This is a genomic window from Veillonella seminalis (genome assembly GCF_003992065.1).
GTDB classification, from domain to species: domain Bacteria; phylum Bacillota; class Negativicutes; order Veillonellales; family Veillonellaceae; genus Veillonella_A; species Veillonella_A seminalis.
Genome location: NZ_RQUZ01000009.1, coordinates 54,213 through 69,197 on the forward strand (window position 1 = coordinate 54,213; position 14,985 = coordinate 69,197).

Annotated in this window: 18 protein-coding genes and 1 riboswitch; of the genes, 3 read left to right on the forward strand and 15 right to left on the reverse strand. The window is 38.1% G+C overall.

Going from position 1 to position 14,985, the window contains the following annotated elements; translation table 11 throughout:
- Nucleotides 1–66 precede the first annotated feature (66 nt).
- Nucleotides 67–201: riboswitch (FMN riboswitch) on the reverse strand.
- 83 nt (nucleotides 202–284) lie between these two features.
- Nucleotides 285–1,295 (reverse strand): hypothetical protein, encoded by a 1,011-nt coding sequence (locus tag EO126_RS07165; protein WP_127008188.1) that lies wholly within the window; start codon nucleotides 1,293–1,295, stop codon nucleotides 285–287.
- A 542-nt stretch (nucleotides 1,296–1,837) separates the two neighbouring features.
- On the opposite strand from EO126_RS07165, the gene EO126_RS07170 reads away from it, so the two are divergent.
- From EO126_RS07170 to EO126_RS11210, 3 genes are all read left to right on the forward strand, one after another.
- On the forward strand, nucleotides 1,838–2,458 hold the full coding sequence (locus tag EO126_RS07170; RefSeq protein ID WP_006556714.1) for a sigma-70 family RNA polymerase sigma factor: 621 nt from the start codon (nucleotides 1,838–1,840) through the stop codon (nucleotides 2,456–2,458).
- The gene (locus tag EO126_RS07175; protein ID WP_127008190.1) at nucleotides 2,451–3,023 is read left to right on the forward strand and encodes a GH25 family lysozyme; all 573 of its coding nucleotides are present in this window, start codon (nucleotides 2,451–2,453) and stop codon (nucleotides 3,021–3,023) included. The genes EO126_RS07170 and EO126_RS07175 overlap by 8 nt, the downstream gene beginning before the upstream one ends.
- A gap of 228 nt (nucleotides 3,024–3,251) precedes the next feature.
- Nucleotides 3,252–3,320, forward strand: coding sequence for a putative holin-like toxin (locus tag EO126_RS11210; protein WP_225723647.1), 69 nt, complete (start codon nucleotides 3,252–3,254; stop codon nucleotides 3,318–3,320).
- A gap of 359 nt (nucleotides 3,321–3,679) precedes the next feature.
- Here the strand turns inward: EO126_RS11210 and EO126_RS07180 are convergent, their stop codons facing one another.
- From EO126_RS07180 to EO126_RS07245, 14 genes are all read right to left on the reverse strand, one after another.
- Nucleotides 3,680–3,985, reverse strand: a complete 306-nt coding sequence (locus EO126_RS07180; protein ID WP_127008192.1) for a helix-turn-helix domain-containing protein — start codon at nucleotides 3,983–3,985, stop codon at nucleotides 3,680–3,682.
- Between the two features lie 413 nt (nucleotides 3,986–4,398).
- Nucleotides 4,399–4,734: a hypothetical protein gene (locus tag EO126_RS07185; RefSeq protein WP_006556711.1), complete on the reverse strand. Its 336-nt coding sequence runs from the start codon at nucleotides 4,732–4,734 to the stop codon at nucleotides 4,399–4,401.
- Nucleotides 4,735–4,880: 146 nt separating this feature from the next.
- Nucleotides 4,881–5,213: a hypothetical protein gene (locus EO126_RS07190; protein ID WP_006556710.1), complete on the reverse strand. Its 333-nt coding sequence runs from the start codon at nucleotides 5,211–5,213 to the stop codon at nucleotides 4,881–4,883.
- A gap of 122 nt (nucleotides 5,214–5,335) precedes the next feature.
- Nucleotides 5,336–5,590 carry a helix-turn-helix domain-containing protein gene (locus tag EO126_RS07195; RefSeq protein WP_006556709.1) on the reverse strand — a complete coding sequence of 85 codons (255 nt, stop codon included), beginning with the start codon at nucleotides 5,588–5,590 and terminating at the stop codon, nucleotides 5,336–5,338.
- Nucleotides 5,591–5,908: 318 nt separating this feature from the next.
- Entirely contained in the window at nucleotides 5,909–6,241 is a 333-nt protein-coding gene (locus tag EO126_RS07200; RefSeq protein ID WP_006556708.1) for a hypothetical protein, read from the reverse strand.
- A 221-nt stretch (nucleotides 6,242–6,462) separates the two neighbouring features.
- Nucleotides 6,463–7,116 carry a thiamine phosphate synthase gene (gene thiE, locus EO126_RS07205; RefSeq protein WP_127008194.1) on the reverse strand — a complete coding sequence of 218 codons (654 nt, stop codon included), beginning with the start codon at nucleotides 7,114–7,116 and terminating at the stop codon, nucleotides 6,463–6,465.
- A 4-nt stretch (nucleotides 7,117–7,120) separates the two neighbouring features.
- Nucleotides 7,121–7,963 (reverse strand): hydroxyethylthiazole kinase, encoded by an 843-nt coding sequence (thiM, locus tag EO126_RS07210; protein WP_006556706.1) that lies wholly within the window; start codon nucleotides 7,961–7,963, stop codon nucleotides 7,121–7,123.
- Nucleotides 7,964–8,009: 46 nt separating this feature from the next.
- On the reverse strand, nucleotides 8,010–8,804 hold the full coding sequence (gene thiD, locus EO126_RS07215; RefSeq protein ID WP_006556705.1) for a bifunctional hydroxymethylpyrimidine kinase/phosphomethylpyrimidine kinase: 795 nt from the start codon (nucleotides 8,802–8,804) through the stop codon (nucleotides 8,010–8,012).
- Nucleotides 8,805–9,344: 540 nt separating this feature from the next.
- A complete protein-coding gene (locus EO126_RS07220) occupies nucleotides 9,345–11,237 on the reverse strand; it encodes a type I glutamate--ammonia ligase (protein WP_127008197.1) in 1,893 nt (630 codons plus the stop codon).
- Nucleotides 11,238–11,410: 173 nt separating this feature from the next.
- Nucleotides 11,411–11,866 (reverse strand): GatB/YqeY domain-containing protein, encoded by a 456-nt coding sequence (locus EO126_RS07225; protein ID WP_006556703.1) that lies wholly within the window; start codon nucleotides 11,864–11,866, stop codon nucleotides 11,411–11,413.
- Between the two features lie 21 nt (nucleotides 11,867–11,887).
- Nucleotides 11,888–12,067 carry a 30S ribosomal protein S21 gene (rpsU, locus tag EO126_RS07230; protein ID WP_004695751.1) on the reverse strand — a complete coding sequence of 60 codons (180 nt, stop codon included), beginning with the start codon at nucleotides 12,065–12,067 and terminating at the stop codon, nucleotides 11,888–11,890.
- A 185-nt stretch (nucleotides 12,068–12,252) separates the two neighbouring features.
- Entirely contained in the window at nucleotides 12,253–12,600 is a 348-nt protein-coding gene (locus tag EO126_RS07235) for a histidine triad nucleotide-binding protein (protein ID WP_006556702.1), read from the reverse strand.
- 91 nt (nucleotides 12,601–12,691) lie between these two features.
- Nucleotides 12,692–13,993, reverse strand: coding sequence for a tRNA (N(6)-L-threonylcarbamoyladenosine(37)-C(2))-methylthiotransferase MtaB (mtaB, locus tag EO126_RS07240; protein WP_127008199.1), 1,302 nt, complete (start codon nucleotides 13,991–13,993; stop codon nucleotides 12,692–12,694).
- A 106-nt stretch (nucleotides 13,994–14,099) separates the two neighbouring features.
- Entirely contained in the window at nucleotides 14,100–14,843 is a 744-nt protein-coding gene (locus tag EO126_RS07245) for an RsmE family RNA methyltransferase (RefSeq protein ID WP_006556700.1), read from the reverse strand.
- Between the last annotated feature and the right edge of the window lie 142 nt (nucleotides 14,844–14,985).

A 14,985-nucleotide genomic window follows, 5' to 3' on the forward strand; every position in this document is an offset into this window, starting at 1 on the left:
ATTCATCACAAAGGATTAACTATTGCAATTTGAATGTCAACAGCTTAACTAAAACGCAAACGTATAGCGTGTCTTTTCCCATCCAGACTATACTGTCGGTCTCGGAATCCCACCGAGTCAACCCATTTCAGAGCTTGCGGACTATGACCGCCGGTCAGGAATTGGAATACATATATTCCGCACCTTGCCTCAAAGACTATCTATATATAATTATTTAAGATGACTCACCTAAAAGTAATTAGTATCAAATCGAGCATCTTTTCTATAGTTGATTATACTATCATTTAACTAATAGTGCAAGAGGTGGAACTGATTGAATTATCGACCTTCCCAATCCGAATTTCACGCACTTCGATTTCACCGGATTGGTTAATATGACCGCTGCCGTAAGTGAGTGTTAAAAAATATAATCCCCAACGTAATGACACCAGATTAACCGCTAAACTTTTAAGCGTTGTTGCCATAGATTTTGAATACGCACTGCACCCCGATGGAACTGTCTCAGCTGATTGCTCATTCATTGAGAAAATAGTTAAAAAATCTGTTTCAAATGCTTGAAATAAGTGATGGACTTCTTTTACCTCACGACAAATATAAGGACGTGAAATCTTTTTGGTTGTTTTAATAAACTCAGTTAAATTCTCCAATCGTTTAACAATCGTATATAAATCAATCCCACGTAACAATAAAGTACGAAGCCCGTGCGTTGCCTGCTCGTGACATAGAGTAACAAGGTTTTTATTGATATCGCAAATCAGTCGGTTGCAGCCCTTAATATAAATATAACCGCTATTAAATTCTGGCCTCTCCTTCGATTTACAAGTTACTTCATTTACGTGTAAACGCGTATAAGTAATCAAGTCTTCTATCGAGTATTCCGTCAACATTGACGATTGCATCTGATGAGCGCAGGCATAACGTTGCTCATAGTGCACTAAATGACAGATTTTAGTCATAAGCATATGTGCCTCATCAGCAAACCTTGTGAATCTCATTTTATCCCATGGTAGCTCAGGATCCATGACCTTCATATAGCCTTCGTTAAATTTTTCTACTATTTTACTTGCATGACGTCGTGAAAAAATATGTAACTTCAAATACTCTACCAATAACATATAACCTTCGTTAAAGGGCTTCATAACTGACGGCATACAGTTTATATCGACTAATGTTTCCTCTAATAACTCTTCCAAAGCACAGAGGAAAAAATTTATATATTGCGGAATTATAAAATCTTTACCGGCATCGATATAATATGCGCGATTTATTAAATTTTTCCTGTCATTTTCGGACATACATTCAACACTCCCCGTAAAAAATAAGTTCCCCCGGTCAACTTATTAAAGCTTTTCTTTACGTTTCACCCGGATTTATTGTTCTCGTCTCTATATTTCCTTCTTTACATACAAATATGGCTGTAATTATTAACCACCCAAATAGCTTTCAAACAAGTTATTTAAATTACTTAGTAGATAATACTACGCACTACTACGACTGTTATGAAAATATAAATACAATCATGAAGATGACAAACAGTATGTTAATTTAATACACTACTAAATCAATCGCAAATTAAATATAAAATTCAATAATTATGAAACAAATTGACATATTACCGACAAACTCAACTCTATACTTTTACAAGTAATAAATCAAGATTTGAGGTGGCAAACTTTTTTCAATTTTCAGTGAATTTGCTTGAAAAGTACAAACCTTCTATACTGATACCCGTAATTGCAATTACGTTTTATTTGAATTCATTTCAAATCATCCCTGATGTATACATCATTTTAAATTTGATTGTAACTAAATAACAAAAACGAAAAGAGGTTTTTACATGCTTTTTCAAACGCCCTATTCTGATTTGTCGACTAATGCTATAGTTCAATTAGCTCAAACCGGAGATAAAGCGTCACTTAATCAATTATGCAAACAATATGAAGGATTAATACATAAATACGCACATGTCAGTGCCATACAATGCGAATCGACTGATATGGAAAGTATGCTTTGGGAACTGTTTATACGTGCCGTTAAAGAATATGATTTAAACGGCGATATTCCCTTCTCCGGTTTTGTCAAAAGCCGCATCAAATACGGTCAATACAATGCTTTTAAAAAACTGCGTAAACAATGGCAACGGGAAACGTTTATTATGAACACGCCTACCGACGGCGAAGATGGTGCCATGACCTTTGAGGAGATTTTGGCCCCCTCAGACTCCGCCGAATCAATCGCCCTAGCCAATGTTAATAAAAAAGCCGTCGCTCATGCATTCAAAAGACTCATGCCGGCTCAGCAAAAGCTACTCAGTGATTATTATATTAACGATATTCCTCTGGCTCGGCTTGCTAAACAGTACGGCATCAGCCGACAAGCCATGCAGCAACATAAGAATAGAGCCTTAGCAGCACTAACAGTATTCTTTAACGAAGAATTGAGGAAATATAATGATTAGACACTATGGAGTTGATGTGAGTGAACATAACGGAATCATCGATTGGCGAGAAGTTCGTGATGCAGGAATCGAATTCGCTATCATACGGCTGGGCTATGGCCGCGGTCACCTGGACAGCCGTTTCTACGAAAATGTAAACGGTGCTATAAACGCCGGTTTGAGTATCGGTGTATATTATTATTCATATGCTAATAATTGCCATGATGCTCAAGCAGAAGCTGCTTTTGCCACCCATATATTAACCGATTGCGGTATCATACCGGCCAAACTTGCCATGGGCCTTTGGTATGATGTGGAAGAAGCCCCTTATTGGAATACGCAGCAAATTACCAATCGTTGCAGTGCCTTTATCAATACTGCGTGGCAAGCCGGTTACGCTTATGCCGGCGTATATGCCAATCTGGATTGGTGGACCAATCATATCGACGGTGCGCAGCTGGCCTGTCCTAAATGGTGTGCTCAGTATAATAGAACTTGCGATCTTCCATCGACTCACATGTGGCAGTATACCGATTCACTGAGGATTGGTGAGAGTTTATTTGACGGAGATGTGTTGTGGTCGTAAAACACAAATGATCATAAGGCTTGAATACTCAATATAATAATACAGATTACCATATAACAAAAGCCGGCGATGGATTTTCATCGTCGGCTTTTTATAAACAACTTCTTTCAACATTTCCTCAAGAACATATTTTCGCTATTATATTTAAATTTACTATATAAAAGAGTATACTAATAATCAAGAGCCGTTATAGTGTGACTGGGTCATCTCCATTAAGGAGGTGAGATCATGAATGTATTCGAAACGTTATCTCTAATGATAGCTTTTGCTACTCTAGTGGTCTTAATTCTTAAATGAAAAATGACCTAATCAATTTGTAACGACTAGGCCATTTCTCAATTTGCAAATTTCACTGGAGATGAGCCTAGCGCTACGAAACACTATGACGGCTCGTCTTACGTATATCTTAACGCATTAACCTATAAGCGTCAAGTAAATCAGCATTGACTAAGCTAAGAGAATAGTTAACTCTTTTCTGTTCTATTTCAACAATAGTAATAGTGAATTATTACCAAATATAATGAATCAATAGATAGAGGCCAATCTTGGTGAAAACAATTAATAGCATCATAAATTTGACAACAATGCCAACAACGGATTTTAGCACATAGAGCTTACTTCCTTTAATTTTTTTATTCAACTTTGTAAAAAGATTGTCAAATAGGTGATTTTCTAAACTTATCGAATTGTTCTTCCCATAGATCCATTTCTCGGAGTAATTGCTCTTCATCGTCAGAGATTTCCAGTAGCATACGCACATTGATATTCAATCCATTTGCCAACGTTATAAGCATATCTATCGAAAGATTATCGTTATAGCTGCCGCGTTCTACTTTATTGATAGTACTGCGGCTCATATTGACTCTGTCTGCCAATTCCTGTTGTTTTAAACCGCGCAGCGTCCGATAAAAAGCGACCTTAGCGCTGATGAGTTTCAATAGTTGTTTCAATGTATATGACATAAGATAAACCTCCCCAAAAGTATGTAGTGTGCAAAACCAACAATATATTTTGTCACTAATACCATATCAAATGAGACCGACATAGGGTTGTCCTACCAAAGAGGTCATTCATCTTTTTCTTATGTTTAGTATGCCATAATTTTGATTTTTATGGTGTACATAAATAGGCAACTTTAGTTAATCTTTAATTAAATATTCAGCATAACGTATCCACTTTATATTGACTAAATTAGCAGCTACTTGCCAAATAAATGTTTTTATAAAAAAGAGCCCCGACAATATACAGACATAAATCTATACGATTGTTGAGGCTCTTAATCTAAATTTAACCTTAGTATGAACTAAACCTTAATCTAAACTAAACTCTTAGTCCAAACTAAACGCTTATTTCCCTATATTCTTTTTTCATACAACTAAATGACTTCTTCTTTTACAGTAAAGCCAATTACAGACTTACTTGATTCCCCTTTTACCGTAATAAACATTGCATAATCACTTTCATTACCAATCGGATACATTTTGAAAAAAGCGCCTTTATCTTCAGCGCTTGATTCACTGACTTCACCAATATCTACTTTGCCGTTTTTAAGTGAAGCAATGTGTGTATTGATCAAATAATCCTTGGCAACCTCTCCAGAGTTAAAAGTTTTAATAAATTGGTTGGCTACAAACCATGTTTGGCTTTTATCGCCATCAACTTTATGCATTGCATTGGCCAACAGTACAAAGACAATATCATGTTTTTCCATAGTAACACCCTCCCGGCAAAAATTAATTAGTAAACATAAACTAATTCTTAAGTCACTAATATAATAGCAAGACAACCGGACATAGGGATGTCCCAATAAAAAAAGCAGGCCAAAACTAATACCGGTTTAACCTGCTGTAAATTTTCTTATTTATTTTTCACAATATCATCTAACTTAGTAAGTAATTTATCCGTTGCTTCCGAATTATCAAAATCACGTTCTTCAATGCCTGCAAACAGCTCGAAAAAAAGCTCGTCTAAACACGCCTCTACACGAGACTCTGTAAATGGTGTAACATTAGCTGCCACATCTTCAATCTTATTAAAAACTTTCTCAATATTCTTGTCGAATTGCGCAACATCAACTAATTCATCATCTGTAAACGATCTGTCTAACAAGTCCGTCGTATCAGTTAATGACTGTTTGATCTTCTGTTTCTTGCGTTGTAATGCTTTTTCAAAATCAATAACATCTGCCATAAAGTACCTACTTTCCATACTGCAAATAACTGAATATGGGAAACTATAAGCTATCACAAGCTTAATACCGGATAGACATTACTGCCTTGTCTTAAGCATTATATTATCACAAAATAGTACTGTTAGAACAATACTTTCTTATCCGCTTCGGTTATAGTCAGAAAATATGTTACGTCTACATCTAAACCTTCAGCAATATTCAATAACATAGCAATTGATACATTCTGATTATAGGCACCACGTTCCACTTTATTTAAAGTGCTGGGACTAATGCCGATTTTTTCGGCCAGTTCGCGTTGCGTCAAGCCCCGCAGAGTACGGTAATAAGTCACCTTGGCGCCAATACACTTAAATAAACTGTTTTTTTGTTCATCCATACTAGCAAACTCCTCATACACATCTTACTCAACAGTATGACATAAATGAACGATTCATGTAACACATAAATAAAACCCTTATTAATATGATATATGCCAGTTAACATCTAAATAATCAACAATTTTTACATATTAAAAAATGTGTCAAATCTGATAAAATCATGTAAATATTATATATGTTTTTATCAAAATCTATGCAATTTTGATACTAAAAAAGAGCGATGAAATTAAACATCGCTCTTTCATTTCTTCAATATGTACTACAATATATCAAAAAATAATTTATAGGCTTCTTATAATATCTTACTATTAGGACAATTAAGCTTGTTCCTTACGATGTTTGCAGTTACCGGCAGTTTCACCGTTCATGATACGGTTAAATACTGCATGAACTTCTTCATCAGATTTACCTTCTTCACGTGCTTTATTAGCATGCACCAAAGCCTGACGGAATTTTTTATGTGCTTCATCGTTTGGTACTTTATCGATATCCTTGTAATCAAAATCCATAATTTGTTTAAATAATGTATGGATTTCTTCACTGGACATACCCTGTTCTCTGGCATATTCAATGTGTTTCATAGCGCGATCATAGCGAGCTTTTTCATGTGGATCAGTTGGAACCGGACGAGTTGCATGTTTACATTTCATAATAATTTTCCTTTCGTATAGACGAATTACATCGACATACTTTCTTTAGATTTTTAATACATAATAGTATTTCACTTTACATTTATATTATACTTCATCAATCGATAAATTTGAATCTATCGAATTATGATATTTTTTCATGGTAAAAATCATATAATCGTCTCACGGCCCAATTATTAAACAATGCTTACAGTACAACTATTCTCTAACAATTTTGAAAACTAATTTTCTTGTAATTGTTTTACCGCATCTTCTATATCATCCGCATGGGTAATCGCCGTAATAATAGATACGCCGTCAGCACCATGTTGAACTATAGCGACCGCATTATCCACGGTAATACCGCCAATAGCTACTATAGGCATCGAACCGGCGGTTTTACGCAATGTAGCAATACCTTCAAGTCCTATAGGCGCTTTAGCATCATCCTTGGATTGAGTGCCGTAAACAGGCCCCACACCGATATAATCGGCTAAATCAACCCGTGAAGCAGCAAACTCTTCCGGCGAATGAATGGATAAACCGATAATTTTATTTGGAAAACGACAACGTACTTCTTCAATCGGATCATCATCCTGACCAATGTGAACACCGTCTACCTCTAATTCTTCTGCCAAATCCATATCATCGTTCATGATAAACGGTACCTTATACGCTTTGCATAAAGCTTGTGCTTTTTTGGCGAAGTCAACTTTAGCCGCACCATTCAAAGAACCGGTTCCTTTTTCACGAAATTGGAACATAGTAATGCCGGCTTTTAATGCTGTTTCTATGCAATTTAAGGCAGCTTCAAGAGAATTATCAGACGTTTTAAAATCCTGAGTACCGCAAATAAAGTAAACTTTTAATTGTTCACGTTTAAAACTATTTACCATTAATTTATGCCTCCACATCTGAATCCTGAATACGATATAAAGCGTTTAAGAATTCAATCTGAAAACTCCCCGGTTCAACTTTATTATACAATCGTTTACATTCGGCTTCAGCCATTTCACCGGCCAACGAATAGGCCGTAAGGCCATGTAAAGCAGAATGAAATACAAAGTCTTCCTTGCTACTTTCACTGCCCGGTTCAATACCGATAAAACTGCCCAAAAAAGCCCCCAATAAACAGCCTGTACCGACAACGAGCGGCATCATAGCCGAGCCATGTGCTACTTCTACGGTTTTAACTCCATTAGAAATACCATCTACCGGTCCTGTAACTATACTTGTCATGCCAAACAGTTTAGCTGCCTGCTCTGCTAACTGTCCCGGATTTGAAACGCCTTCGCTGTCTACGCCTTTACTCACAACTTCCTGTACCTGTGATGAATTACCGGATTTTAATTCGTTACGTTTGTCATTAACTAAAGCGGCTATTTCAGCGGCATTACCACGCAGCAATGTAATCTGATGCTCTTCTAACAAATCCATAGCGATTTTTTTGCGAAAAGCACCGGCACTGCATGCTACCGGATCTAAAACAACAGGTACGTTTAACTTATTTGCTAAGGCAACCGCTTTTTTATAAAAAGTTGCCAATTCAGGATTTACCGTCCCAATATTCACCAATAAAGCTTTGGCGTAAGGCAATAAATCTTCTAAATCTTCAATGCAAGAACTCATGGCCGGCGATGCACCCACAGCCAATAAGCCGTTAGCGGTAAAATTTTTAACCACATCATTGGTTAAACAAATTACGAGCGGATTTTGTTCTCGCAATAATTTTATATAAGACATAATTCTTCGTTCCTATTTTTTATTCAATCTTAAAATCAGCTTTATCTTACACGATGACCATGTGATTTACCGGTCCATGACCCTTGCCGAGTCCCGGATTCTCTTTAATGGCTTTAGTGATAAAATCCTTGCCGATACCAACTGCTTCTACCAAAGATTTCCCCTTAGCGAGTTCTGCCGTAATTACAGCTGAGAAGGTGCAACCTGTGCCATGAGTATTCGGCGTATCATAACGCGGACTTTCAAAGGTAACGAGTTTTTTACCCTTAATATATAGATAATCTTTCGCCGTTTCACCAAAATGACCGCCTTTTATAATAACGGCCTTAGGGCCCATTTCATTCAAAACAAATTGAGCCGCTTTTTCTACATCGGTTTCGCTTTCGATTGAAAAACCTACCAAGTATTCGGCTTCCGATAAATTTGGAGTCACTAACGTTGCTACGGGCATTAATTCGGCTTTAAATTGATCACGGGCCTGTGCATCAATAAGATGATCACCACTGGTAGCTACCATAACAGGATCCATGACATACGGTACCAAACCGTCCACATATTTACGGATAATACGCATCATTTCTACATTAGGAATCATGCCTGTTTTGAGAGCCAATGGCGGAATATCTTCAAAAACACAGGCCAACTGTGCTTCGAGCATCTCTAAATCCACATTTTGAATGAGACGAACACCTTTTGTATTCTGTGCCACTACACTGGTAACAGCCGCCATGCCATACACCTGACGGGCCTGAAACGACTTCAAATCAGCCATAATACCGGCGCCGCCGGACGGATCCGTGCCGGCAATAGTCAAAGCTGTAGGAAAGCTATTTTTATTCATGTTGTCCTCCAATTACGCGAACCCGAGACTCTCCTTAATCCCGGGCCTGATACGAATACGGTACAACCCAATACTTAGTACTATTTTACGTTATTCAGACAAATAATTCAAAACAAATTCTCTCCGTCCCCGATATTTTCCATGTCGGCACCTTGGTATATAAATTCGTAAAGCGCTATCGTGTTTCGCCGTTGCGCTTTTAATAATGTATGTAGCACTATGAACAATGAAACAAAACAGGTCCTCTCCCTCAGCCCCGATATCCTTTCTGACCAGCGCCTTGTTCGCAAGAACTTAGGGCGTGCCGCAAGGAGATATTTTAGGATGTTGCGACTTTCACTGAAGTTGATGCACTATTAATAAAGAAAACAAAACAGGTCCTCTAAGCAGCGACTTTGTTCTTAAGAACTCGGAACTGCGAGAGGACCTGTATTGCTTTCCTATATATTGTTAATTCTCATAGAAAGTCGCAACAAACGACTAACATATTTCTTACTCACGCCCTAAGGGATACGAACCAAGTGCAGACAAGAGAATATCTTATAATACATTGCGTGTATATTCCGCGTATTTAGCTTCCAAATCAAGCATTTTTTCATTCATTTCCATCTGCAATTTAGAAGCCGTATCATAATCACCGGCAGTAATAGCCTGGCCGATACGTGTGAACAAGGATGTATTGGATCCTGTATCTTTTGCCAAATAATAACGCATTTCATTGATAGCATCCCAACGGGAGATATCCAAACCGTCATCACCGTGAATTGGTTTCATAGCACGAATAGTGTTGATATTGGCAGGAATCAAACGGTTAATCAATTCCAATTTCCAACGATTCAAAATACCGGCGATGAAGGATTCCATAAGGTCTTTGGCAAAAGCGCCGCCATTAACCAAAGCTTCAACTTTAGCAGGATTGTTTTTGAATCCTAAGATATTTTCCCAAACGGTTGCAGGTGGTACACCATAACGACTGTTACGTTCTTCTTCGGTATAATCTTCGAATACATTCTTTTCAGAACGATAAGCACGACCTGTTTCTAAATAATCTGCCGTATCTTCCGGATTTTTGGACAATTCAGCCAATAATTCTTCAGGCGTTTTACCGGATGTGATTACATAGCGCAAACCGTCAAGTACAGCAGAGTAAATCAAGGCAATAGCTGTGTAGGTGTTGGTGTAAGGGTTTGGCGAACGAAGTTCAAAACGAGTTGCCATTGGGTTACCGATATCACGAATCAACCCGCAAAGGATAGTACGGTTACGGCTTGGTTCATCCGGCTGATTACCTAAGGATGTTACGATACAAATTGGTGCTTCAAAACCCGGTTTTAAACGATTCAAGGAGTCGGTAGTAGACGTAATGAATGGGTTAATAACTTCGTAGTTTTTAAGAAGCCCCATAATCGCACCGATACCAAGCGGGCTCAAGAAAGCTTTTTTCATATCTTCAGGGGAGAACAAGTTAACCATTTTACCGTTTTTCATTTTAGCCATTAAACCGAAATGTGTATGTTCCCCGGAACCGGCTACACCAATAATAGGTTTTGCCTGGAAGGTAACATCAAGACCGTTTTCACGGAATACTTCACGAACGATAATACGAGCCTGTAATTCATTATCGGCAGTCTGCAAAGGATTGCCGGTGTATTTCCAGTCGATTTCAAGCTGTTCCAATACATGGTCCATATGGCCTTCGTCGTCTATTTTACCTTTAACGCCGCCTACTTCTTTATGACCCATTTCGGCTTTCAAACCGTAAGCATCAAGCATTTCAACAGCCTGTTCCATAGCGGTACGAACAGTGCCGTGAGTACGCTGCCAATACTGTTCCTGTAATTTCTGAGAAGTGGATAATTCTTTGGTGCTGACTACTTTAGATGGAGTTTTTACCCAAAATTCCAATTCCGTAGCCGTTGTGAAAATTAAATCGGCAATGTCATCTGCATTAACATGTTCCATGCCTTTTACTTTGTTTTTTTTCAAAAGTGTCATTAATTCAGCTTTAACAAAGTCTAAGGTTTCTTTCAAAATGGAACGGGAGTCAACATATCGTTCGTTGTGCATCAAGAATGCAGGAATACGAAGCGTACCTGTCGGTAAACCTGTTGCCGGATCGATGTTTTCATAGTTGTAATCAATGAACCAGTTAACGCTTGGATCGCCCCAAATATCTACACGAGCATTATTCAAGGTAGCAATACCGGTCAAAACAACGGAGGAACCGTCAGTCTGTACGGCACGACCTTCAAAGAAAGATTCATAATCATCAAAGAACATAGCGATAGGAATTTTTTCATCCGTATCATTACCGGCCAAATCGACACCGACCAGAGAAACAAATTTAATTTCCGGATGCTGTTCCAATAAGGCCAAGACCCCTTCTTTACCATACTGACCGGCCGGGATGTAATACAACAAATCGTTTACCATAAGAATTCCTCCTTCTCAAAAGCTCCAGGACTTAGTTTCTCAAACACCTTGTGAGCTAAAATGCAAAAAGACCCCTCAACACTGTTATAAAACAGTGTTTAAGGGGCCTTCATTGACCTAATATTATCTTTAAGGGTATATTAACATACTTACTTTAGTATGTCAACAAAAGGTTAACCGTTAACCTTTGCAATTTCTTCACGTACAATCGTATTAACTAATTTGCCATCAGCTTTACCTTTGGTTTCAGACATTACCTTGCCCATTACATCACCCATTTTCACAGGCGCTGTTAAGCTGCTGATTACATTGACTACGATAGTGCGAATCTCGTTTTCACTCAGTTGAGCCGGTAAATATTTTTTCAATATTTCCATTTCTTCTTTAGTCTGGGCCACGAGATCTTCACGCTGACCTTTTTCAAACTCAGCCAGAGAATCTTGACGCATTTTCATTTCTTTCGCCAAAATCCCTAGTATATCTGTATCGCTAAGCTCACGCTTTTCGTTAATTTCTGTATTTTTAATTGCACCGTTAACCATGCGGATTACCGATAAAGCTGTTTTACCCGCTTCGCGAGCTTTCATGGCTTCTTTCATGTCCGCTTTTAACTGTTCTTTTAAGGACATACCGTGCCTCCAAGATAAATCTTACGCTCTGAATTTGCGCTTACGTGCAGCCTCAGATTTTTTCTTTCTTTTTACGCTTGGTTTTTCGTAGTGTTCGCGTTTTCTTACTTCAGATAAAACACCCGCTTTTTGGCAGGAGCGTTTAAAACGGCGAAGTGCACTTTCAAGCGTTTCGTTTTTACCGACTTTAATTTCAGACATCTATATCCCTCCCTCCAATTATTCGATGGAAGTGCAGGTATTTACTATACGCACATAAAGATATTATAATGTTTGACACTATGTTTGTCAATATTTGAACGCAATTATGACTTGTGTTTATGCAAGTTTTTTACATTAAAACAGTATAAAAAAACATAGGTCTCTTTATAAATGATTTATGAGCGTTAAATTTCAGGCCAACCTAATTCCTGACCGCCTAAAATATGAGCATGTAAATGGAATACAGACTGTCCCGCTTTAGCACCGGTATTAAATACAACACGATAGCCGTCAGCAGAAAGGCCGGCTTCTTTAGCCACGTCTTTAATGAATGGTAAAATACCTTCCACATAAGCTGCTTTTTCTTCTGTCAAATGAGCGATGTTGGCTACATGGTTTTTAGGAATTACAAGAATATGAACCTTTGTTACCGGGTTAATATCGTGAAACGCTAAAAACTTATCATTTTCCAAAACTTTGTTGCAAGGGATTTCCCCTTTAATAATTTTACAAAAAATACATTCGTCGCTCATGCGTCATCGCTCCTTTTATAGAACACGGATTTTAATTTGATAACTGCTGACAGAGAAAACCATCTAATATTTCATAACCTGAAAGCTTGTATTACGCTTCGATAATCAAAGTTTCACCGTCAAAAGCGGTAACGGTGCCGCCGATGATTGTCCCTACGTCGTGTGCAGTTGTCCCTTTCTTTATTTTACCGTGAATATATTCATTTGTAAAGCCCAGATAATAACCGTCTTCTTCACGTTCAATAAGGATTTCGGCAGGTTTGCCAATCATTTGTTCAGCAAACTTTTGTAAACCTTTTTGTCCTAAACTCTTCAAAAGCGCCACACGTGTCTTCTTAACGGCTTCCGGGACTTGATCTTCCATAGTCGCTGCCGGCGTACCTTCACGTTTTGAATATGGGAAAGCATGAATATGAGTAAAACCGATTTCTTCAACGGTTCTCATAGTTTCTTCGAAATCTTCGTCTGTTTCACCCGGGAAACCCGCAATGATATCGGTGGTAATAGCCAACCCCGGAATGCGACTACGCAAACGAGCAATTAAATCTTTGAATTCCTGAAGATTATAATGACGATTCATGAGTTTTAAAATATGGTCGGACCCGGCTTGGAGCGGTAAATGTAAATGTGTACAGAAACGCGGATCCTTCGCCATTAAATCAACAAGCTCTTCCGAAACTTCCACCGATTCAATAGATCCCAAACGAATGCGTTCCAATCCCGGAATCTCCAATAAAGCTTTAACAACATGAGCTAAATTGGGTTTTTCAAGTAATTCAATGCCGTAGTTGCCAAGATGAATGCCGGTCAATACGATTTCGTGATAACCATGCTCTACCAAACGTTTAGCTTCTTTTACAATATCTTCCACACGACGGGATTTAAGCTTGCCGCGAGTGTAAGGAATAATACAGAATGTACAGTAATTATTACAGCCTTCCTGAATTTTCATGAAGGCACGAGCTTTGTCTATTTCGTTGCCGTAAAGCGGCATCTCTTCGAAAGTGGCCTGCTCCATAATATTCCGAACTATACTGATTTGTTTTTCTGTAGATTCGAGTTGTTCTACTAACTCCACCACACGATGCCGATTGTTGGTACCGATTACCAAATTAACACCGTCAATAGTAGCAATGGCTTCAGGAGCCAGCTGAGCATAACACCCCGTAACAATAATATATGCATCTTCGTTGGTACGTTTTGCCTTGCGAATCAATTGACGGGATTTACGTTCCCCCATGTTTGTTACGGAACAGGTATTAATTACGTAAATATCTGCTTTTTCATCAAAATCTACCGGTGTATAACCGCTTTGTATAAATAAACCACGCATAGCGTCCGTGTCATATTGATTTACACGGCAACCTAAGGTAGTAAAAGCCACTGTTTTCATATCTTTTTGCCTATTCTCCTATCAATTACAGATAAAAATACTGTATCTATCTTCAGTCCGGATAATTGAAATAATGTATGACTCATCCTGTATCCGATACAATTATTTAATCCATATTCAGCGCATATTGTAACATGCCGACAGAGCTGACAGCTGCTGTTTCAGCACGTAATATAGTTGGTCCTAAGGTTACTACCTGGGCACCGGCTGTTTCAAATTGAGCTAATTCTTCATTACTTAAGCCGCCTTCAGGCCCGATGAAGATAACAACGCGTTGAATTAAATCCTCTGCTTCCACCTGCTCCAAAGCTGCTTTTAAAGTCAAACTGTGCTCATTTTCATAAGCTACCAATAAAAGACTGCCTTTTGCCTGTTCTCGTGCCAATACATCGGCTAACGTAACCTCAGCCATAAATTCAGGTAATTTGGATCGGCCACATTGCTGAGAAGCTTCTTTCATAATTTTCTCCCAACGTTGTACTTTTTGCGGTAATTTATCCATTTTATATTGTACTACACAATTCTTCATGGGCACAGCATAGATTGAATGAACATTAAGTTCTGTTGTTTTTTGCAAAACCCATTCCAATTTATCGGCTTTTAAAAATCCTTGCACCAATACAATTTCAACTTCAGCTGAAACGCCATCGTTGATATCGCCTATAAGCCGAGCCTCAGCCTCGCCGTTAATCACTTCCAACAATTGATAAACACCGCTTTTACCGTCATTACCGCCAACCAAAACAGGTTTTTCCATTTTATGACGAAATACCGTTAAAAGATGATGGGTTGTATCTTTCGGAATGGTTATTAATGTATCTAAAGGTGCATCGATAAATATTTTCTTCATTATCTGTGCCTTTCGTGAGTAAAATATGTCAATTTGAATGTGTTAAATTATGGGAATCAACCTTCTTATCATATATCAAGGGACTCGACAATTCAACTCTTATTTCTAAATAATTCTATCTATAATTATAACATAAAAAGAG

Bases quoted from the DNA above. Each gene is read 5' to 3' on its own strand.
- EO126_RS07190 (WP_006556710.1), bottom strand. From the start codon at position 5,213: ATGGCAGATGTTATTGATTTTGAAAAAGCATTACAACGCAAGAAACAG.
- EO126_RS07180 (WP_127008192.1), bottom strand. From the start codon at position 3,985: ATGTCATATACATTGAAACAACTATTGAAACTCATCAGCGCTAAGGTC.
- EO126_RS07225 (WP_006556703.1), bottom strand. From the start codon at position 11,866: ATGTCCTTAAAAGAACAGTTAAAAGCGGACATGAAAGAAGCCATGAAA.
- EO126_RS07235 (WP_006556702.1), bottom strand. From the start codon at position 12,600: ATGAGCGACGAATGTATTTTTTGTAAAATTATTAAAGGGGAAATCCCT.
- EO126_RS07170 (WP_006556714.1), top strand. From the start codon at position 1,838: ATGCTTTTTCAAACGCCCTATTCTGATTTGTCGACTAATGCTATAGTT.
- thiD (WP_006556705.1), bottom strand. From the start codon at position 8,804: ATGAATAAAAATAGCTTTCCTACAGCTTTGACTATTGCCGGCACGGAT.
- EO126_RS07175 (WP_127008190.1), top strand. From the start codon at position 2,451: ATGATTAGACACTATGGAGTTGATGTGAGTGAACATAACGGAATCATC.
- thiM (WP_006556706.1), bottom strand. From the start codon at position 7,963: ATGTCTTATATAAAATTATTGCGAGAACAAAATCCGCTCGTAATTTGT.
- EO126_RS07220 (WP_127008197.1), bottom strand. From the start codon at position 11,237: ATGGTAAACGATTTGTTGTATTACATCCCGGCCGGTCAGTATGGTAAA.
- EO126_RS07195 (WP_006556709.1), bottom strand. From the start codon at position 5,590: ATGGATGAACAAAAAAACAGTTTATTTAAGTGTATTGGCGCCAAGGTG.
- EO126_RS07200 (WP_006556708.1), bottom strand. From the start codon at position 6,241: ATGAAATGTAAACATGCAACTCGTCCGGTTCCAACTGATCCACATGAA.
- mtaB (WP_127008199.1), bottom strand. From the start codon at position 13,993: ATGAAAACAGTGGCTTTTACTACCTTAGGTTGCCGTGTAAATCAATAT.
- EO126_RS07245 (WP_006556700.1), bottom strand. From the start codon at position 14,843: ATGAAGAAAATATTTATCGATGCACCTTTAGATACATTAATAACCATT.
- EO126_RS07185 (WP_006556711.1), bottom strand. From the start codon at position 4,734: ATGGAAAAACATGATATTGTCTTTGTACTGTTGGCCAATGCAATGCAT.
- rpsU (WP_004695751.1), bottom strand. From the start codon at position 12,067: ATGTCTGAAATTAAAGTCGGTAAAAACGAAACGCTTGAAAGTGCACTT.
- EO126_RS07165 (WP_127008188.1), bottom strand. From the start codon at position 1,295: ATGTCCGAAAATGACAGGAAAAATTTAATAAATCGCGCATATTATATC.
- thiE (WP_127008194.1), bottom strand. From the start codon at position 7,116: ATGGTAAATAGTTTTAAACGTGAACAATTAAAAGTTTACTTTATTTGC.